The organism is Rhodococcus sp. WS3 (assembly GCF_003797085.1).
GTDB lineage: Bacteria > Actinomycetota > Actinomycetes > Mycobacteriales > Mycobacteriaceae > Rhodococcus_F > Rhodococcus_F globerula.
Window position 1 is genome coordinate 1101724 of record NZ_RKMA01000003.1, and the last position, 15896, is coordinate 1117619.

At 60.8% G+C, this 15896-nt stretch carries 15 protein-coding genes and 1 riboswitch; of the genes, 10 read left to right on the top strand and 5 right to left on the bottom strand.

Annotated features, from left to right (window positions below; all coding sequences use genetic code 11):
- Positions 1-16: 16 nt before the first annotated feature.
- The 4 genes from EEB13_RS26340 to EEB13_RS26355 all read left to right on the top strand — a co-directional run bounded on the left by EEB13_RS26340 (position 17) and on the right by EEB13_RS26355 (position 5730).
- Positions 17-1375 carry an MFS transporter gene (locus EEB13_RS26340; RefSeq protein ID WP_141486572.1) on the top strand — a complete coding sequence of 453 codons (1359 nt, stop codon included), beginning with the start codon at positions 17-19 and terminating at the stop codon, positions 1373-1375.
- A 152-nt stretch (positions 1376-1527) separates the two neighbouring features.
- Positions 1528-2409, top strand: a complete 882-nt coding sequence (locus EEB13_RS26345; RefSeq protein ID WP_033236392.1) for an A/G-specific adenine glycosylase — start codon at positions 1528-1530, stop codon at positions 2407-2409.
- A gap of 276 nt (positions 2410-2685) precedes the next feature.
- Positions 2686-5286 (top strand): helix-turn-helix transcriptional regulator, encoded by a 2601-nt coding sequence (locus tag EEB13_RS26350; RefSeq protein WP_141486573.1) that lies wholly within the window; start codon positions 2686-2688, stop codon positions 5284-5286.
- Between the two features lie 27 nt (positions 5287-5313).
- On the top strand, positions 5314-5730 hold the full coding sequence (locus EEB13_RS26355; protein WP_141486574.1) for an HIT family protein: 417 nt from the start codon (positions 5314-5316) through the stop codon (positions 5728-5730).
- Here EEB13_RS26355 and EEB13_RS26360 read toward each other — a convergent pair.
- Positions 5721-6458, bottom strand: a complete 738-nt coding sequence (locus EEB13_RS26360) for an alpha/beta fold hydrolase (protein ID WP_141486575.1) — start codon at positions 6456-6458, stop codon at positions 5721-5723. The genes EEB13_RS26355 and EEB13_RS26360 overlap by 10 nt on opposite strands.
- Positions 6459-6502: 44 nt before the next feature.
- Between EEB13_RS26360 and mhuD the strand changes: the two genes are divergently transcribed.
- The 3 genes from mhuD to EEB13_RS26375 all read left to right on the top strand — a co-directional run bounded on the left by mhuD (position 6503) and on the right by EEB13_RS26375 (position 7982).
- Complete coding sequence (gene mhuD / locus EEB13_RS26365) at positions 6503-6811, top strand: mycobilin-forming heme oxygenase MhuD (RefSeq protein WP_033236389.1); 309 nt, start codon at positions 6503-6505, stop codon at positions 6809-6811.
- Between the two features lie 74 nt (positions 6812-6885).
- Positions 6886-7007, top strand: a riboswitch (cobalamin riboswitch).
- Positions 7008-7032: 25 nt separating this feature from the next.
- Positions 7033-7227 carry a CbtB domain-containing protein gene (locus EEB13_RS26370; RefSeq protein ID WP_033236349.1) on the top strand — a complete coding sequence of 65 codons (195 nt, stop codon included), beginning with the start codon at positions 7033-7035 and terminating at the stop codon, positions 7225-7227.
- Positions 7218-7982 carry a CbtA family protein gene (locus tag EEB13_RS26375; RefSeq protein WP_141486576.1) on the top strand — a complete coding sequence of 255 codons (765 nt, stop codon included), beginning with the start codon at positions 7218-7220 and terminating at the stop codon, positions 7980-7982. Before EEB13_RS26370 ends, EEB13_RS26375 begins: the two co-directional genes overlap by 10 nt.
- Positions 7983-8041: 59 nt before the next feature.
- On the opposite strand, the gene EEB13_RS26380 is transcribed toward EEB13_RS26375, so the two are convergent.
- A complete protein-coding gene (locus EEB13_RS26380; protein WP_116104149.1) occupies positions 8042-9889 on the bottom strand; it encodes a flavin-containing monooxygenase in 1848 nt (615 codons plus the stop codon).
- A gap of 116 nt (positions 9890-10005) precedes the next feature.
- Positions 10006-10461, bottom strand: a complete 456-nt coding sequence (locus tag EEB13_RS26385) for a MarR family winged helix-turn-helix transcriptional regulator (RefSeq protein WP_141486577.1) — start codon at positions 10459-10461, stop codon at positions 10006-10008.
- Positions 10462-10626: 165 nt separating this feature from the next.
- Here EEB13_RS26385 and EEB13_RS26390 point away from each other — a divergent pair, with 165 nt between their 5' ends.
- On the top strand, positions 10627-12072 hold the full coding sequence (locus tag EEB13_RS26390; protein ID WP_141486578.1) for an MFS transporter: 1446 nt from the start codon (positions 10627-10629) through the stop codon (positions 12070-12072).
- A 42-nt stretch (positions 12073-12114) separates the two neighbouring features.
- On the opposite strand, the gene EEB13_RS26395 is transcribed toward EEB13_RS26390, so the two are convergent.
- Complete coding sequence (locus EEB13_RS26395) at positions 12115-13260, bottom strand: hypothetical protein (RefSeq protein ID WP_141486579.1); 1146 nt, start codon at positions 13258-13260, stop codon at positions 12115-12117.
- 209 nt (positions 13261-13469) lie between these two features.
- On the opposite strand from EEB13_RS26395, the gene EEB13_RS26400 reads away from it, so the two are divergent.
- Together EEB13_RS26400 and EEB13_RS26405 are read left to right on the top strand one after the other, a co-directional pair.
- Entirely contained in the window at positions 13470-14249 is a 780-nt protein-coding gene (locus EEB13_RS26400; RefSeq protein ID WP_141486580.1) for an acetoin reductase, read from the top strand.
- A gap of 37 nt (positions 14250-14286) precedes the next feature.
- The gene (locus tag EEB13_RS26405) at positions 14287-15540 is read left to right on the top strand and encodes a GAF domain-containing protein (protein ID WP_095888653.1); all 1254 of its coding nucleotides are present in this window, start codon (positions 14287-14289) and stop codon (positions 15538-15540) included.
- Here the strand turns inward: EEB13_RS26405 and EEB13_RS26410 are convergent.
- On the bottom strand, positions 15530-15892 hold the full coding sequence (locus EEB13_RS26410; RefSeq protein WP_033236342.1) for a nuclear transport factor 2 family protein: 363 nt from the start codon (positions 15890-15892) through the stop codon (positions 15530-15532). The two genes, EEB13_RS26405 and EEB13_RS26410, sit on opposite strands and share 11 nt — an antisense overlap.
- Between the last annotated feature and the right edge of the window lie 4 nt (positions 15893-15896).

Consider the following 15896-nt stretch of genomic DNA (forward strand, 5'->3'; position numbering starts at 1 on the left):
CAGAGAGTGAATCGTGATGACCAACAACCCCGAATCAGCGGTGCAGCGCCAGGGTAGGTCCCGGCGCGCGTCCTTCGCAGCGGCCATCTCCACTTCCCTGGAGTGGTACGACTTCTTCATCTACGCGACTGCTGCGGCACTCGTGTTCAACTCGACGTTCTTCGCCACCGACAGCGAGGTGGTTGCAGCAATGAGTTCGTTTGCCACCGTTGCAGTCGGTTTCATCGCTCGCCCCATCGGCGGCGTGCTCGCGGGACATTTTGGTGACCGCTACGGCCGCAAGCCGGTGTTGGTGGCCGCGGTTGTCCTGATGGCCATTGCCACGTCGCTGGTCGGCTTCGTCCCGAACACCAATGTGATCTGGCTGGCCCCGGCTATCCTTGTCACTCTGCGAATCTGCCAGGGCTTGGCCGTCGGCGCACAGTGGGGCGGCGCAGTGCTGCTGGCAACCGAGAACGCCCCAGCCGACCGTCGTGGATTGTTCGGAAGCTTTGCGCAACTGGGCGTTCCGATTGGCGTCGTGCTCGGAAATATCGTCTTCCTCATTCTTACAGCCACTCTCGCCGCGGATTCGTTCCTCGCCTGGGGCTGGCGCATCCCGTTCTGGATCAGTTTGGTGATGCTCCCGGTCGCGTTCCTCATTCACCGTTATCTCGAGGAGACGCCTGAATTCAAGGCTATTGCCGCGAAGCTCGCAGAATCGCCGGTTGTCCGCAAGTCCCCCATTCTCGAGGTCCTCAAGAAGAACCCGGGCACGGTTCTTGCCGCGGCAGGCGCCAATGCAATCGGTGTGATTTTCTTCTACACGATGATCACCGGATCCGTGCAGTTCGCGACGACGTATCTGGAGATCCCCCGGTCGACGGTATTGACGTACATCCTGATTGCCTGCGCCATTCAGATTCCCCTGGTCCCGCTGGCCGGTTACCTCTCCGATCTGTACGGCCGCAAGCTCGTCTTCGGTCTCGGCACCGCGGCGATGATGCTGTGGGGCATTCCGATGTGGCTGATGATCGGCGGCTCCAGTCCGGACACGATCTGGCCGTTCGCAGTGGCCGTGATCGTCGGCGTCGTTGCGATGTCGCTCCAAACCGGCACTCAGGGAACACTCTTCGCAGAATTGTTCCCGCCGGAGATCCGATTCTCAGGAGCGTCGCTCGGCTATCAGATCTCGGCCATCATCGGCGGTTTTGCGCCGATGATCATGGTGATGCTGATCAACGGTAATCCGGACAATGCGTGGAAGGTCGGTTCATTCCTTGCCGCTGCCGGAGCGATCGGACTGATCTGCCTCTACATCATCGTTCGCCGGTACTCGGGAACGTCGATGCCCGCGTCGACCGCGACACGAACGGATGCACAGTACGCGTCCTGATCGAAACGACGAGGTGGGTGGGCGGTTCTTGATACCGCCCACCCACCGTTTTCTCTGCATCAGGTGCGCATGTTGGATGTCGGAGCGTAACGATAGGGTCTTGGTGAACGTCGCCGAGCGCGTAACCAGGCCCTAGGAGTGTGTCAGTCAAGGTGGCAGTGGAATCTTCGGTGCTGCTGAAGTGGTATGCCGATAGCGCCCGTGATCTTCCGTGGCGACGCGACGGAGTCAGTGCCTGGCAGATTCTGATGAGCGAGATCATGCTCCAGCAGACGCCGGTGGTACGGGTCGCGCCGATCTGGGAGGAATGGGTCCAGCGCTGGCCGGTTCCGTCGGCAATGGCGGCGTCGAGCCAGGCTGAGGTACTGCGGGCGTGGGGCAAGCTCGGTTACCCACGACGCGCACTGCGCCTGCACGAGTGTGCCGGCGTCCTGGCCACCGAACACGGCGACGTGGTCCCCAGCGACGTGGACACTTTGCTGTCACTGCCGGGTATCGGCTCCTATACGGCGCGTGCCGTGGCGTGCTTTGCTTACGGACAACGAGTTCCCGTCGTCGACACCAACGTTCGCCGCGTTGTTGCCCGTGCCGTGCACGGCAACGCAGAGCCGGGCAATCCGTCGAACACGCGCGATCTCGCGGACGTCGCCGCACTGTTGCCCCGCACCCGCGCACGAGCGGCTACCTACAGTGCTGCGCTGATGGAACTCGGCGCCGTGATCTGCACGGCGCGTACACCCAGCTGCGACAACTGCCCGCTGCCCAATTGCGCTTGGGTTGCCTCCGGAAAACCGGCACACACCGGTCCACCGAAGAAAGTGCAGAAATTCGCCGGTACCGATCGCCAGGTCCGCGGCAAGTTGATGGCTGTTCTTCGAGAGACCCACCATCCCGTCGAACGTGCGCGCCTCGACATCGTCTGGCTCACCGACCCCGGTCAACGCGACCGCGCACTGCATTCACTGCTTGTCGACGGATTGGTGGAACAAACCGAAGACGGCCTGTTTGCACTGGCCGGTGAGGGCAACCGCTGACAGCGGGTTGAGCGCTAACACTCCGGCGAATCTCGAGCTATGGCCCTACGTCCTCACTCTCTGGGCACAAAAGCCCGTGGTGAGGCTGGATTATCGGCCGGACACCAGATTCCCCCGAGAAGAATTGTGCCCGAATTGCCCTAATTAGGGCATCAATTCTCCGTACCAGTTACTATTTCGGAAGCACACGAAAAATTGGACATTTCACCCAATCTCTCTGTGCCTGTCGGTCCGAAGATTGCAAGCACGAGCACAACGGGGATTAGGAACACAAGGATGTCGGGGCGGGAGGGGGACGCAACTGTCGAGGGCGTCAATCACTCTGCCATCGCCAGACCATTCCCCCGTCAGGCGCTCTTTGCAAAGTTGGATCGCCGGACTCCCCTGACAATTGTGCGCGCCCCGAACGGATACGGTAAATCCGACCTCCTGAAATCCTGGCTCGAATCTTCCGACACCTCGGATCACGATCTCGTGTGGGTTCCGGCTCCACCGCTCAATTCGAGCGCATCGGAATACCTCACCACGATCCTCCGCCAGAGCAGGCAGTCCGGCATTGTTGCCCCACACGTATCCGGCGATCCGTTCACCGACCTCGCCGCCGCATTCTCCGCCGTCACCAATCCAGTTCTCCTGGTATTGATTCGGCCGGATCTCATCCCAAACCACGCACTCGAAGAGCAACTTGTCGAACTAGTCACCCGCTGCCACCAGTTGGACATCGCCGTGACATTGTCGGGACTCACCCTGTTTGCCGAACCATATTTCCTCGAGGTAGATCACGAACTGATCCGTGCCGAGGAACTACTCTTCAACTCGGCCGACACGGCAAACCTACTGACGTTCATCGGGTCGAATCCCCTTCCCGGCGAAGCCGAGAAGATCACGACTATGACCGGCGGCCTACCAACTCTCGTACATGCCGGCGCCGCGGTCGTCGAATTACTACCCACACAACATGATCGAGATCAACTCCTCGAGCTGAACCTGCAACAGACGATCGACGAGTACACCCGGCGCACGACCCTCGATAACACCGACATCGCTGACCATCGGGACTTCCTCGTATCCTGTTCGACAGCGCGAACCCTCGATGTGAGTACTGCAGCGCACCTGTTCGCCTCCCCCGAATCCCGTGACCGGATTCGTGAACGTCTACTCGAGCTGGAATCGGCCGGCACACTCTCCCGGATCGAAATCGGAACTGACGAAAGCTGGGAACTTCCAGCGGCAGTTCGCGCGTCACTGATGGCAACGCAACCACAGCTCGGACTTGATCCGACAGAGCAATTGTCCTCGCTGGCACATTTTCGACTCGATTCCGGCCGACACGCGTCGGCGCTGAAGTACGCGACCGAAGGCGGTGACTGGGATCTTGCCATCAATATTATCGAAAATAATTGGGTAACAATGCTTTCCGAAAGCTTTGATATCGTACGCCGCGCATTGCAACAGATACCGCCCGCAACGGCGAAGAAGAGTTCGATTGCTCTGGCGGGCCGCGACCTGTTCACTATGCAGCCGGGCGACATCCCCAAGCCGATCACCGCGCTGCCTCGCTCTGCCGAAGAACTCCGAGCGATCGGCGCAAGCAAGGACGCCCGCGACGTACTCAATGTCGGCTGTGTTCACTCGATCATGCTGCGCGTCGCCGGAAAATACGGGCCTGCAGCCGAAACGACCCGCCGCCTGGCCCAGATCAGCAGAAGCGCACTCGCTACGAACCCCGACGACATCAGCCCGCAACTCCCGTTGATGCGCGTGCAATGGGGTATCACCTTTCAACTGAGCGGACGGTTCGCCGAATCCACCACCGAGATGCGCATGGCGTACTGGGGCGGTGAATCACAAGGCATCGACTTCATCGCCCGCAATGCGGCGGGAGGTGTAGCCATGAATTGGGCGATTGTCGGGGAACCCACTCTGTCGCAGGGATGGTCACGGCTCGAGCGCAAACATCCGAACACATATGGATGGCTCCACTCGATGGTACGAACGCCAGGACTGGTAGCCCGTGCGTTGACTGCACTGTGCACTCTCGACCTCCAGGATGCACGTGAGGCCGTCGCAACCCTGGGAGAGCCCGACAACAACGAGGAACTGTGGGCATTTGTCCTCTACACGCACTGCCAGTACGCACTCGCCTGCCGTGAAGAAGCCGCAGCTATCACGTTGCTGCGCAAGGCAATTTCCGACAACCCCACAAAGCTGAAACCCGATTCGTTTGCGCTACCGTTGTTGCGCTCCACCAAAATCGATCTCGCCCTCGCGCTCGGGGACGGAAACTTGGCAATGGCACTGTCGTCGGACATTGCCGAGCCGGCCGCCAACCCCTGGACACTGGTTTCCGTCGCGCGCCTGTATCAGCGGGCCGGTCAGAATGAATCTGCAATCGCGCTGTGCCACCAATTCGATTGGGCGCGAGAGTCGTACCCACGCCCACAAATCGAGGCACTCCTGATTCAAGCCGTCGCGCATTCGCGAGGTGGCGAGCCGCGACGCGCCGCCGAAGCCTGGTCGAATGCGTGCAGCATCGCAGACCAAACCGGCAATCTCCGATCGTTCTCGACCATATCTCGACACGACGTCGATCACCTTGAATCCATAGCGGGTACCGGATCGAGCGCACTTGCCAAATTCCTGAAACTTGCTCCAGGAGAGACATTTCCACACGAACTGAACCTGGTCACCTTGACCGAGCGAGAAAGACAAGTTCTTGATCTGATCGCGTCCGACGCCAGTTTGACGGAGATGGCAAACGCACTCTTCATCTCCGTCAACACGGTCAAGACGCAGGTGCGCACGCTGTACCGAAAGCTTCAAGTCCACAATCGACGCGAAGCACTCGCACGCGGACGGGAGCTACGTCTGCTCTGATCCACCGACGGGATACATTCTGTAGTCATGAGCCATTCCTGCGTCTTCTGCAACATCATCTCGGCAGACGAGCCCGCAATTCGTGTTTTCGAAACCGAAACCGTGCTCGCTTTTCTCGACGCCCGCCCGGTCAGTCGCGGACACACCCTTGTTGTGCCCAAACGCCACGCCACCAACCTCGACGGACTCGAAAACCACGAGGGCGCAGAGATGTTCCGGGTAGGCACACTCATCGCCGGCGCGCTGCGGAGCTGCGACATCGCCGCAGACGGCGTCAACATCCTGGTCAACGACGGTCGTGCTGCCGGTCAGACCGTCTTTCACTCCCATCTGCACGTCGTGCCGCGACACAGCGGAGACAAAGCCAAGTTCGCAGCCGGGCTCCTGGCGAGGCGAGCCGTCGAACTCGAAGAAGCGGGAGCGTCGATCCGAAGTCAGCTCTGATCAACCAGGAACGCCGTCACTTCGTCGCGGTACCGGTCTGGTTGATCATCGTGGACAAGGTGACCGGCGTCGGCAATGCGCACATACCGAGTCCCCGGACGCTCTGCCATCTCGCGCATCTGGCCTTGCGGGGTAATCGTGAACTCACCCTCGACGAGAAGGGTGGGCACCTCGATTGCACTCCACTGATCCCAGAAATGTCGCGTGCCCCATTCTTCCGAGATATCGCGGAAGGTCGACACGTCACCGTGCAGGTACCACCCGTCGTCGCGGCGGTCGAACGAATCCAGAAAGTATTGTCCCGCAACCGGACCGAAGAATTCCTTCACCGCGTCATCGGTGGCAAACGGCTGCGGCCACGACGACACCATCTGAGCCCAGTCCTCCGCAGTGCGCCCGCGGAAATCCGGTGCCATGTCCTCGAGAACCAACGCACGCACTCGGTCCGGATGTGCGGCGGCAAAACACCACGCGTGCAGGGCACCCATCGAGTGCCCGATCACGATCATCGGCTCGTCGATGATCGTGACGGCCGACGCAAGGTCTTCGACAAAGGCCTCGGTCGTCAATTCTGCGGGCGCCGGCCGTCCGTGACCAGCCGCGTCGAACGTGTAGACGTGGCCGAACTCGCGAATCCAGGGCACATGGCGGCGCCACGTCCCGGCACTACCCATGAGGCCGTGCAACAACAGAATCGGCTGGCCGGTACCACCTTCGTCATGCAACACGAATGTCACCGTACGCGGTGGAGCCGCGCGGTAATGTCGCTTACATGGCAGTCGTGAAGATCAATGCAATCGAAATCCCCGAGGGCGCGGGCCCCGAACTGGAAAAGCGCTTCGCAGCACGCGCTCATGCCGTGGAGAACTCTCCCGGATTCCTCGGATTCCAGCTCCTGCGCCCCACCGCCGGAGAGAACCGCTACTTCGTGGTCACGCAGTGGGAAAACGAGGAGGCGTTCGCCGACTGGCGTGACGGCCCGGCTCGCGCAGCGCACTCAGGTGAGCGCGCCAAGCCCGTCGCCTCGGGAGCGTCGCTGCTCGAGTTCGAGGTCGTTCTGGACGTCCCCGCCAAGAGTTGATCCGTGATCGTGAAGGATTTTGCTCGCCTAGCGAACAAAACCCTTCACGATTTTCGTGTGTTCACTGCTAAAGTGCGCTCTGTACACGCGATGGTCGACAGGAATCCGGTGAAAGCCCGGAGCGGTCGCGCCACTGTAATTCGAGGTGAAACCACCTCGACAGCCAGACACTCCGGCCATCGCATTTGACCTAGGGGACGCGAAAATCCCAGGAGGCTTCGATGGCACTCGCCTACTCTCCCGACTCGTCGATCGATTCGACTCGTCTTGCCTTCCTCGCCGCAGCTGTTGTGCTGTTCGCGATGCTGGCTCTCTACCTGGTCGGATTCGACCAGGGCGCAATCTCACGCACAGGCATGTACATGCATGAGCTGATGCACGACGGACGCCACTTGATGGGCCTCCCGTGCCACTAGTCGACAATTTCACGAAGCTTCTGATTCGTGGCTTGTTGGCTGGTTTGATCGCAGGCATCCTTGCCGGCGGAGTTGCATTTGTGCTGGGTGAACCGCACGTCAACGCTGCCATCGCGATCGAAGAAGCCAACAGTGCCGCCGGCGAAACTGCCGGACACTCGCACGGCGACGAAGAAGCTCCACTCGTCAGTCGTGACGGTCAACGCGCTGGACTCTTCCTCGCAACGTCGCTCGCGGGCTTGGCCCTCGGTGCCATCTTCGCCGTAGTCGCCAACTACGCGCGGCGGATCACCACCATGTCCGGACCGTTGTTGGCGATGGCCATCGCACTGGGAGGCTGGCTCGCCATCGAGGCGGTGCCCTTCTTCAAGTACCCGGCCAACCCACCAGCCGTCGGCGATCCCGACACGATCAACCAGCGAACCTGGCTGTGGCTCGCGACCGTGATCCTCGGACTGCTGGCCGTCACCGCGGCCGCCGCGGCGGCAAAAGCTGTATCCGCCCACGAGTTCCTCAGTGTGCGCGTCGCCGCTCCGGTGGCTGCGTTCCTTGTCATCGTGGCAATCGGTTACCTCTCGCTGCCCACGATCAACGAGGTGGGCGACGACTTCCCGGCAACTCTGCTGTGGGAGTTCCGCCTCTCGTCCCTCGCTACACAGGCAACCTTGTGGCTTGCACTCGGATTGGCATTTGCCTTCCTCACCGAGCGCGCGACCAAGGATGCCGACGTCGCGAAAAAGTTCGCCCTGCGCTGACCCTGCTGTGCGCCTTTGTTAACCGCGGGCGGTTAACAAAGGCGCACAGCAGTTTGTTTTCAGCTCAGATGATGCACTTCCTGAAGTCCGTACACCGGCGTCGGAATGCCCTCGTAGCGCGCCTTCAACTGCAGCGCCAGATACAGCGAGTAGTGGCGAGACTGATGCAGATTGCCGCCGTGGAACCACAGCGCTTCCTGCTGCGTCGGCTTCCACATGTTGCGCTGCTCGCCCTCCCACGGTCCTGGATCCTTGGTGGTGTTCGACCCAAGACCCCAGACCTTGCCCACCTTGTCGGCAGTGTCCTGACCGATCAGATCGGCCACCCAGCCGTTCATCGAGCCGTAGCCGGTTGCGTAGACCACCACGTCGGCCGGTAGTTCCGTTCCGTCTTCGAGAATCACGCTGTTCTCGGTCAGCTCACGAATGTTGCCGTGCGCAAGCTTGATGTCCCCGTTCGCGACCAGTTCGGCAGCACCGACGTCGATGTAGTAGCCCGAGCCGCGTCGTAGGTACTTCATGAACAGGCCAGAACCGTCGTCGCCCCAGTCGTGCTCGAAGCCGGCCTTTTCGAGGCGATCGTAGAAGTCCTTGTCGCGCTCACGGATTGCGTCGTACACCGGGATCTGGAACTCGTGCATGATCCGGTACGGCAGCGAACCGAACGTGAGGTCTGCCTTGTGTGTCGTCATGCCCGCGGCCAGTGCTCGCTCCGAGTACAGATCGCCCAAGCCCAAATCCATCAGCGAATCCGACTTCACGATGTGCGTCGAACTGCGCTGCACCATCGTGACGTCGATGCCGTTCTCCCACAGAGCGCCGCAGATGTCGTGCGAGGAGTTGTTCGCCCCGATGACCACAACCTTCTTGCCAACGTACTGATCCGGGCCGGGGTGCTTGCTCGAGTGGTGCTGATCGCCCAGGAACTTGTCCTGACCGGGGAACGTCGGAACGTTTGCCTTGCCGGACATCCCGGTTGCCATCACCAACTGCTTGGGACGCAGGGTCAGCTTCTCGCCGTTGCGGTTGACCTCGACGGTCCATTCCTGGGCCTTCTCGTCGAATGACGCCGACGTGCAGGTCGTGGAACTCCAGTACGGAACCTCCATGACCTTGGTGTACATCTCGAGCCAGTCGCCGATCTTGTCCTTGGGCGCGAACACCGGCCAGTTGTCGGGGAACGGCATGTAGGGCAGGTGGTCGTACCAAACCGGATCGTGCAGGCACAGGGACTTGTAGCGTCCGCGCCACTGATCCCCCGGCCGCTCGTGGCTGTCGATCACGATGGCCGGAACTCCGAGCTGACGCATGCGCGCTCCGAGCGCGATTCCGCCCTGGCCGCCGCCGACGATCACGACGTAAGGCTGTGTGGTGTAGCCGAGTTCGCGGTCCTCGATCTCCTTCTGTTCGGCCCAGGTGATGCGGTCCGGGTCTGCCCCGTGCTTCGCGCCGCGTGGCCGGCGGGTGCCCTTGCCCTCTTCGTGTCCCTTGAGTTCCTGCAATGACGTCAGCAGTGTCCAAGCAACAGGATCGCCGAGTTCGTCCTTAAGCCGAAGGTGTCCGTGCGCGCGGCCCGTCGAGGTCTCGAATTCGATCCAGGCCGACGTGACGCCGTCGGCTTCGTCGGGGGTCTCGGTGGTCCGGAATCCTGAAGGATCAGTGTCGTCGAGACGCTCGGAGAGCATGTCGGCAATCTGCTCGCGACCTTCGACGGTCTTGATGTTCCAGGTGAACGAAACCAAGTCTCGCCAGAAGCTGTCGAGGGCGAATTTTGCTGCGACCCGCTCGATGTCACGAGCGGCGAGCGCCGACTCGAAATCCGCCAGCCAGGCGTCGACGCGCTCCTGAGGTGTCACAGCCGTCGAGCTTTCCGCGGCTACGACTGCGGAATCGATGGTTTGCGTCATCACTTCTCCTTCTTTGGGAATGTGATACACAGCACATCGCATAAGTGGCCCGGGTCACAAGCGTTGCAATCCGTTGCAATCCCCGGGCCGTTGAAGTTCTCCCGGACTGTGCCCCGCTACGTTCGCGGCCAGGGACGTCCGGCTAGTTTCTCGACGTCGGAATTGAACCTCCGAAGCCACATCGCAAACGTCGCCACATCCTCAGGTTCCCAATCGGCCACGACCCGATCCAGGCCGTCCACGTTGCTAGCCCGATCCGCACCGAGTCGGCGCATCCCCTCGTCGGTGATGCGGAACTTTCGCGCCATACCGCCATCAGGGTCGGAAATACGTTGAACCAAACCCGAATTCACCATTGCGGACGTCTGGCGACTGAGTGTCGATGTATCCAGCCCGAAGGCCTCGCCGAGTTCACCGATCGACATAGGGCCTTGCATGTCAATGCGACTGAGCAACGTGTACGCACTTCGATCGAGGTGATTGCCACCATGCTTGTACTGCGGCGGATGGAGGCCGACGTATCGCCCGAGCAGCATGGTTTCGAACTCGATCAAATGCGTGGGCTTGTCCATGCCAGTCCTTCTACCGATCCGTTCTCGATCCGCGCACCGAATCTCGACACGACGGTACGCACGACTAGATGCATCGAACAACAAATATGTATGCTGCACATCTCTTGCATGATGCAACTCGTTTGTTTAGTAAACAATTCTTTACTTTAGTAGAAGGGGGAGGTTGTGGAAAATTCACCACAACCCGACGTCCGCGCAGGCGGACTTGTCGGAGTGCTCGCGTTCGCGGGCATCGTCGCTGCACTCATGCAGACGATCGTCGTACCGCTCATCGCAGATCTCCCCGCATTGCTGAACACCACGGCGTCCAACGCGTCATGGGTCATCACCGCAACACTGCTGGCCGGTGCTGTTGCTACACCGATCACCGGCCGCCTCGGCGACCTGTACGGCAAGCGACAGATGATCCTGATCTGCTCGATACCGCTTATTGCCGGGTCAGTTGTCGCCGCTACCGCGTCGTCACTGATGCCGATGGTGATCGGCCGCGGACTTCAGGGCATCGGCGTCGGCATGATCCCGCTGGGCATCAGCGCCCTACGCGACCTTCTCCCGCCGGAGAAGCTGCATTCAGCCATTGCGCTGATGAGTTCGTCCATGGGCATCGGCGGCGCACTCGGGTTGCCAATGGCAGCTGCCGTGGCCGAGCACACCAACTGGCGTGTCCTCTTCTGGGGTTCCGCCGTTCTCAGCGTGATCATCGCCGTGCTGATCTGGTTCTTCGTTCCCGCCACCCCGGTACACAACACCGGCGGACGCTTCGATCTGATCGGGGCACTCGGACTGGGAGTCGGGTTGGTCTCGCTTCTGCTGGCTGTGTCCAAGGGCGCGGACTGGGGCTGGGGCAGCGGAACAACGCTCGGCCTCTTCGCGACTACCGTCATCGTCCTCGCGGCGTGGGGTTGGTGGGAACTCGAGACCGACGATCCGCTGGTGGACCTCCGCGTCACCGCCAGGCCGCAGGTGCTGTTCACTAATGCCGCCTCCGTAGCCGTCGGCTTTGCGATGTACGCCCAGGCACTGATCCTGCCCCAGCTTCTTCAGTTGCCCGCCGCGACCGGCTACGGCATGGGTCAATCAATGCTCGCAATGGGTCTGTGGATGGCGCCCGGCGGGTTTGTCATGATGGCCGTCTCCGTCGCCGGGGCAAAGCTCTCCGCCGCCCGCGGCCCCAAGGTAACGCTGCTTCTCGGAACCCTGGTCATCGCACTGGGTTACGGATCTTCGATGCTTCTCATGGGATCGACCTGGGGCTTGCTGATCGTGACCTGCATCTGCAACGCTGGAATCGGCCTTGCCTACGGCTCGATGCCCGCCCTCATCATGGGCGCGGTTCCTCCGTCCGCCACGGCGTCGGCCAACAGCTTCAACACCCTGATGCGGTCCGTCGGCACCTCGATCTCCGCCGCTGTCGTTGGCGTTGTCCTGGCTCAGATGAGTATGGACTTCGCCGGTCACACCCTCCCGACGGAAGCCGGGTTCCGTACAGGTCTGCTCATCGCCTGCGGTGCCGCACTGATCGCCGGCGCAATCACGCTGCTGATTCCCGCACGAAAGAACGCGGCGCAGAAGGAAACTGCCGCAGAGTCAGCACCCCTCACGAAAGTCTGACCTACGCGATTGGTTGCCCGCATACATTTGCGGGCAACCAGTTCACACGGATTCAGGCTTCAATCGGCCAAGCCCCAGCGACTGGAAACCGACAACGTAGAACAACGTCCACAGCACCGCCCAGTCCACGAAACCCAGTGCATTGCCGTGCAATCCGTCGGCCACTGCGGGTTCGTGAAGAATGTGCTCGGCAGCAAAACGGTAGTAGAAGAGGAACGTCACCACTGCCAGCCCCAACGTGAGCACTGCGCGGATCAACAGGTTCACCCCGTCAGCGAACCCAGTCGGCCTGTTTCCGAATGCATTGGCCCAGAAGATCATCCAGAAGGCCCAGCACACACCGAGTTGGGCCGGAAACTGATTCACGACGCCACCCAACTCGGCAACCGCAGCACTTCCCAGCAGAACCTTCACAACAGACAGTGCCACGAAGTACAGCCCGGTTCCCAGTGCAAAATTGCCCACCGTAGCCGCGAGTGCGGTTTTCCGTCCACCACCGAACAGCCGCCACGGCCAATTTTCCAGAGTCTGACCGGTCAAGATCACGACCACCACAACGCAGTAGAACCACCCGAGCACGGTGTCGACGGTCATCAATGGATTGGTTGCGGACAGCGATACGGACGGCAGCCCGAAAACGAAATACAGGGCAAGCGTCGGTACCGCGACAAACGCGATCTCGCACAGACCCACCAACGGCTGCTTCATCCCGATGGAGACCCACGGCCAATGCTGCCAGTTCAGCACCACCATCACCCAGGTTCCGAACCCGAACAGCACAAACAGCGCACCGGCGAAGTAGCCGAGACCGCCGGCGCGGCCTGCCGCGAAGTCCGGATACAGACTCCCGATTCCGTTGGCGAGCAACCACGTCACCACAACCGCGAACACGGCTGTCGCTGCCATGATTGCAACGCCCCTGGCCGGCTGCGACAGTCGATCGAATCCAGCAAACTCGCAGTTGAAGCCGATGAACACCACAAAAAGTATGGCCCAGAACAGCGCTGCATTGAACGGCAACGGATAGAAATTCCAGGGGCTGGTCACCGGATCGGCCAGAAGATACCAACTCGCCAGAGCCAGAACCAGAACGATCACAAGATTTGCAGCACCGAACGGAATCCAGCGGCGCGAGGGTCGACGGCTCGGCGTCGCCGAACCCTTCGGAACATCGACTGTTGCAGTCATATCTTCTTCTCCCGGTTTGTGCCACAAAGCAATTCGCGAAGTGGTCGCGCAACTATGAAGGCGCCGAACCGGACACAGGGAGAGTTGCCGACAGTTGCAATCGATGTCCGATTGTTCGGGTTTGCAACGCGATGCAACCCTTCTATAGTGTGGTCGTCATCACATATAACTCACTCATCGGCTTACCCGCCAACGAGGAGACACTGAATATGAGCATCACCGGCAAAGTTGCACTGGTCACCGGAGCAGGCCAAGGGATTGGACGTGGAATCGCACTCCGGCTCGCCCACGACGGCGCAGACATCGCGCTAGTCGATCTCGACCAGACCAAGCTGGACGCCGTAGCCAACAAGATTCGCGAAATCGGCCGTCGGACAACCACGTTCATCGCGGATGTCAGCGACCGCGACCAGGTGCAGGCAAGCATTGAACACGCACATTCAACGTTGGGCGGCTTCGACATCATCGTCAACAATGCCGGAATTGCACTGGTAGGCCCCCTGTCCGACGTCACCCCCGAGGAAGTCTCCAAGATTTGGAGCGTCAACGTCGACGGCGTGGTGTGGGGTATTCAAGCCGCGGCCGCGAAGTTCAAGGAACTCGGTCAGCGCGGGAAAATCATCAACGCATCGTCCATTGCCGGCCACGACGGTTTTGCCATGTTGGGTGTGTACAGCGCAACAAAATTCGCCGTCCGGGCACTCACTCAAGCTGCGGCCAAGGAATACGCATCAGACGGCATCACAGTCAACGCGTACTGCCCCGGAGTTGTGGGAACCGACATGTGGGTCACCATCGACAAGCGATTCTCCGAACTCACCGGGGCACCGGAAGGTGCGACCTACGAAAAGTTTGTCGGCGGCATTGCTCTGGGTCGAGCCGAGACTCCCGACGACGTGGCGGGGTTTGTCTCCTATCTGGCCGGACCGGATTCTGATTACATGACCGGCCAAGCCGGACTCATCGACGGAGGGTTGGTATATCGCTGACATGGCCACACCCACAACACGGTTGCCCGAGCCCGCGATGCCACCCGGTGAGGATCCTCGCAACTACGCGAGGACCCTCGCCGCGGTGTACGACGCCACGATGGCCGGTGATCGATCCCCCGCTCGTCCCCGCGACGTGATCCGCAAGTCCTGGCAACGACTGAGAGAGCTGGGAGTCGATCCTGAACAGAGCCGAATCGAACCGTCGATGGATGTGGCAGAACTCGACCTACGTCGCCGTGAATCGGGCCTGTACGACGTACTCGACGACGTGACCCGCGGACTCGAATCGGTGACTGCGAGCGGCGAGAACATCATGGTTGTCGCGGACATACGTGGAACAGTGCTGTGGCGCAGCGGATCCAATCGGGTACTGGATCAGGCGGGGCGGCTCGGGTTTATCGAGGGCGCAAACTGGGCGGAGGACTCTGTCGGCACCAATGCCATCGGTACCGCATTGGTTTCGCATCAAGCCGTTCAGATCTTTTCGGCGGAACACTATGCGCGCAGCCATCATCCGTGGACCTGCGCGGGTGCACCTATTCGAGATCCACGAGACGATCGGGTAATCGGCGTGGTCGACATCAGCGGGCCGGCCAAGACCATTCACCCCACCACACTCGCCTTAGTCGACGCCGTCGCACGTCTTGCCCAATCACACCTGCGTGACAAGCACCGCGACAACCTCGACCAATTACGTTCTGTTGCAGCGCCGATGCTCGCACGCGGCGGATCACCCGCACTGGTCACCGACGCTCATGGCTGGGTTGCGGCGGTCGATTCTCTGCCACATCGCACTCGAATCCTGCTGCCCTCGGCGCTGGCTCCCGGTCGGACGTGGTTCCCGGCCCTCGGGGTGTGCGAACTGGATCCACTACCAGGAGGTTGGCTGATCAGGCCGACCTCCACCGGTAGCAACGTCGCCGCTCCCACAGTGCACGTCGATCTGCGCGATTCCGAGAACATGTCGGTAACAGTGTCTTCGGAGTTGGGCGAATGGACATACTCCCCCACTCAGCGCCATGCGGAAATTCTGTTTCTCCTGGGATCGGAGCGAAGAGGGCGCACCGCGTCGCAATTAGCTCAGGACCTGTTCGACGACCCAGCCCGCACGGTGACCGTACGGGCCGAGATGTCCCGCCTACGCAAGAATCTTGCTGGAGTAGTTGCAGCACAACCGTATCGGTTTGTCGATGCAGCGCAGGTCACGCTCTCCTGCCCCGACATCGGTGCACATCTGCTCCCGTTCTCGAACGCTCCAGCCGTCCGGGCCGCCCGAATCAGGGAATGAGGGCCTTGATGTCGGGGACTGCAGTGATCGAGAGAATCTTGCAGTTGTCATCGAACTCGAAGAGATCTGTAGACGCAAAATCCTCCAAACCTTCGCGCTCGACACGCATTTGCATCGCAGCAAACTTGCCCACAACAGTGACAGGGGTCAGCAGACTCACGGTGAACGGCGTGTCCTCACTCTCGGCGAAGAATGCCCGAATCTCGTCAAAACCCCGATTGGTGCGAACACCGACGGGCTCGTGCTGCACAGCACCCTGATGGAACAATTCCATCAACTCATCGATCTGGTGCGATCCGAGCAGCTTAACGTAGCTGTCGACAACGGCGCAGATCTCGTCACGAGAAGGCATGTAG

Excerpts from the sequence above, each read along its gene's own strand:
- EEB13_RS26385 (WP_141486577.1), bottom strand. The coding sequence starts at position 10,461 with ATGGACAAGCCCACGCATTTGATCGAGTTCGAAACCATGCTGCTCGGG.
- EEB13_RS26410 (WP_033236342.1), bottom strand. The coding sequence starts at position 15,892 with ATGCCTTCTCGTGACGAGATCTGCGCCGTTGTCGACAGCTACGTTAAG.
- EEB13_RS26355 (WP_141486574.1), top strand. The coding sequence starts at position 5,314 with ATGAGCCATTCCTGCGTCTTCTGCAACATCATCTCGGCAGACGAGCCC.
- EEB13_RS26400 (WP_141486580.1), top strand. The coding sequence starts at position 13,470 with ATGAGCATCACCGGCAAAGTTGCACTGGTCACCGGAGCAGGCCAAGGG.
- EEB13_RS26340 (WP_141486572.1), top strand. The coding sequence starts at position 17 with ATGACCAACAACCCCGAATCAGCGGTGCAGCGCCAGGGTAGGTCCCGG.
- EEB13_RS26405 (WP_095888653.1), top strand. The coding sequence starts at position 14,287 with ATGCCACCCGGTGAGGATCCTCGCAACTACGCGAGGACCCTCGCCGCG.
- EEB13_RS26380 (WP_116104149.1), bottom strand. The coding sequence starts at position 9,889 with ATGACGCAAACCATCGATTCCGCAGTCGTAGCCGCGGAAAGCTCGACG.
- EEB13_RS26395 (WP_141486579.1), bottom strand. The coding sequence starts at position 13,260 with ATGACTGCAACAGTCGATGTTCCGAAGGGTTCGGCGACGCCGAGCCGT.
- mhuD (WP_033236389.1), top strand. The coding sequence starts at position 6,503 with ATGGCAGTCGTGAAGATCAATGCAATCGAAATCCCCGAGGGCGCGGGC.
- EEB13_RS26370 (WP_033236349.1), top strand. The coding sequence starts at position 7,033 with ATGGCACTCGCCTACTCTCCCGACTCGTCGATCGATTCGACTCGTCTT.
- EEB13_RS26350 (WP_141486573.1), top strand. The coding sequence starts at position 2,686 with ATGTCGGGGCGGGAGGGGGACGCAACTGTCGAGGGCGTCAATCACTCT.